This window comes from Halorubrum sp. Boch-26, from assembly GCF_029889805.1.
Lineage (GTDB): Archaea > Halobacteriota > Halobacteria > Halobacteriales > Haloferacaceae > Halorubrum.
The window spans coordinates 1-2,848 of record NZ_JARANT010000154.1; the positions used below are offsets into that span (position 1 = coordinate 1).

A 2,848-nucleotide genomic window follows, 5' to 3' on the forward strand; every position below is an offset into this window, starting at 1 on the left:
CGGTCACCGACGCCGTCGACGCGCACGCCGCGGGCTCCGCGCCGCTCGGCGACGGTCTCCGCGGCGACGACGACGCCCTCGGCGGCGCGCTGGGATCCCCTGACGGGCTGCGCTGAAAACCGCGATCGGCGGTCCGCCCGCCCCTCTTCGCCTCGTCCGTTTTCGCCCTCTCAAGACCGAATCCGCTCGACCAGCCCCAGCTCCTCGAACTCGATCCCGAGCGCCGCGTCGAACGCACGCTCGTACGTCTCCGCCAGCGCCGCGACGTAGTCGCCGGTCCCGGTCGCCGCCTCGGGCGCGCTCCCGACCGCGGGGTCGACGGCGGGGAGCCGGGTATCGGCGGCCGCCCCGTCGTCGCGTCCCGAGTCGGACTCCCCGACGCGCGCCACCGCTATCGTCCCGTCGACGCTCCCGCCGACGTCGGCCACCCGACCGCGGAGCCGTTGGAGCGCGTCGCGTCCGTGCGCCGTCGCGGGCGTCACCGCCTCGACGCGGTCGGCCGTCGTGACCGCGGCGACCGCCTCGTTCGAGCCGACCGGGGCGGCGTCGACGACCACGGCGTCGTAGGCGGTCGCCGCCTCGTCGACCCGCCGCTCCAACTTCCGCGCGGCCTCCGCCGTCTTCGCGCGAGCCGCGCGCTCGAACGGCGCGCGGGCCGGGACCAGGTCCGCGCGTCCCGGGAGGTTCGCCGCGCCGTCGGGGTCGTCGCCGTCGTCGCTCTCGCGACCGGCACCGATGGGGTACGTCGCCGCCGACAGCGACGCGCCGGTCTCGTCGGTGAGTAGCGCTGTGAGATCGGTGCTGACCAGCCCGAAGACGTACTCGGAGAGCCCCTGCGTCGTGAACGCGGCGTCGACCACGGCCACGTCGCGGCCGTCGCGCGCTCCCACCGCGGCCAGTTCGACTGCGGTTCGCGTCGTCCCCGCGCCGCCGGTCGCTCCGACGAGCGCGAGCGTCGTCGCCTGCATGCGCTCGGCTACCCGGAGTGTCGCTGTTAACTCTGTCGCACGTCGGTCGGCTGGCCGCCGTCCAGTCGCGCTGCGGACCGCCGACCGCGACCGCTCACTCGGCGATCGCCTCGGCGACGGCGTCCAGCTCGTCGTCGGAGAGGTCCGGTCGCTCACCGCCGACCGCGTGGAGGGGCGCGCCGCCGTCGCCCTCGAACCGCGGGATGATGTGGACGTGGACGTGGGGGACCTCTTGGCCGGCCGCCTCGCCGTCGTTGATCCCGACGTTGGCGCCGTCGGCACCGACGGTCGACTGGACCTCCGGAGTGAGCTCGGTTACGGCCGCGAACAGCTCGGCCGCGAGCTCGTCGTCGAGGTCGCCGACGTGCTGTGCGTGTTCTTTCGGGATCACGAGAGCGTGCCCACGCGCGAGCGGGTTGGCGTCGAGGAACGCCAGCACGTCGTCGGTCTCGTGGACGGTCCGCGCCGGGATGTCGCCGGCGACGATCGAACAGAAGACGCAGTCGTCGGACATACGCGGTAGGTCGGCGGCGCGACGCATCAAGGTTTCCCGGGGTCGGAGCCGTCGCGGTCCGGATTGAGCGATTCCGGTTCGACTCACTCGCTCGCGTCGGGAAACGGCACCTCGACGAGGTCGCCGTCGTCCGGGAGGAGCACCTCCCCGTCGAACGCTCCGGTCGCCTCTCGTCGAATGGGCGAGGCGTCGGCGGCGTACCGCGAGGAGACGTGGACCAGCGCCAGCCGCTTCGCGTCGGCACGGGCGGCGATCCTCCCGGCCTCGCGGCCGGTCGAGTGGGCCGTGTCGCGCGCGCGGTCGGCCATGTCGTCGGCGAAGGTCGCGTCGTGGACGAGCAGGTCGGCGCCCTCGGCGACCTCGACGGTCTGGTCTCGCGGGCGCGTGTCCGCGGTGTACACGAGGGTCCGGCCGGGCCGCGGCGGGCCGACGACCTGCGCGGGCTCGACGACCGCCCCGTCCTCGGTCTCGACGGGCTCGCCGGCGTGGAGCCGGCCGAACTTCGGGCCGACGGGGACGCCCAGCTCCTCCGCCTTCGGACGGTCGAACCGGCCGAGGCGGTCGTCCTCCTCGAGGACGTATCCCTGCGAGACGGTCCGGTGTTCCGTCTCGAAGGCGCGGACCTCGTACCCGTCGGCGTCGAGCGCGACCGCTCCGGGCGCAATCTCCTCGATACGCACGCGGAACGCGGGGTCGTGACCGACCGCGTGGACCAGGTCGCGGAGGTCGTCGGCGGTCCCCGGCGGACAGTGGATCGTCAGGGGGGCCGTCCGCTCGTTGAATCCGAGCGTCTGGACCAGCCCCGGGATCCCGAGGACGTGGTCGCCGTGGAGGTGCGAGACGAACAGGTGGTCGATCCCGAACCCGGTGCCGAACCGCATCATCCCGCGCTGCGTCCCCTCGCCGCAGTCGAAGAGGAGGCGGTCGCCCTCGCGGTTGACGAACAGTGCGCTCGGCGCGCGCTCGGTGGTCGGGACGGCGCCGCCCGTTCCGAGGAACGTGACGCGAAGGGACATACCCGCCCTGCGGCCGGCGGCGATAAACTCCTTTCGAGGCGGGCGTCGCGGTCGGCGCCGCCAGCGACCGCGTCCCGACCACGGGCCGAAGCCGACATGTGTCCGCCGCCCCGAACGCGACCATGCACGACTCGATCGCCGCGCTCGTCCGTCAGGAGGGGTGGCGCGCCGAGGGCGCCGCCGCCAGAGTCCACTACGACGGCGGCGGTGACCGATTCGCGGTGGAGTTCTACGCGGACGCCGAACGCGTCCTCTACTGGACGGTGCCCGCCGCCGAGGACGCGTCCGACTCCTCGACGGCGGCGGACGACTCGACGGCGACCGCCACGGCCGCCCCGGTCCCCCGCGAC

At 74.2% G+C, this 2,848-nt stretch carries 4 protein-coding genes; 1 reads left to right on the plus strand and 3 read right to left on the minus strand.

Features of this window, described 5'->3' with window-relative positions:
* Positions 1–170 precede the first annotated feature (170 nt).
* The 3 genes from OQF71_RS14240 to rnz all read right to left on the minus strand — a co-directional run bounded on the left by OQF71_RS14240 (position 171) and on the right by rnz (position 2,498).
* The gene (locus OQF71_RS14240) at positions 171–968 is read right to left on the minus strand and encodes an AAA family ATPase (RefSeq protein ID WP_280588469.1); all 798 of its coding nucleotides are present in this window, start codon (positions 966–968) and stop codon (positions 171–173) included.
* Between the two features lie 94 nt (positions 969–1,062).
* The gene (locus OQF71_RS14245) at positions 1,063–1,482 is read right to left on the minus strand and encodes an HIT family protein (protein ID WP_280588471.1); all 420 of its coding nucleotides are present in this window, start codon (positions 1,480–1,482) and stop codon (positions 1,063–1,065) included.
* Positions 1,483–1,565: 83 nt separating this feature from the next.
* A complete protein-coding gene (gene rnz, locus OQF71_RS14250) occupies positions 1,566–2,498 on the minus strand; it encodes a ribonuclease Z (RefSeq protein WP_280588472.1) in 933 nt (310 codons plus the stop codon).
* A 122-nt stretch (positions 2,499–2,620) separates the two neighbouring features.
* Between rnz and OQF71_RS14255 the strand changes: the two genes are divergently transcribed.
* Positions 2,621–2,848: hypothetical protein (locus tag OQF71_RS14255; protein ID WP_280588474.1), on the plus strand; the 228-nt coding region annotated here is incomplete at its 3' end.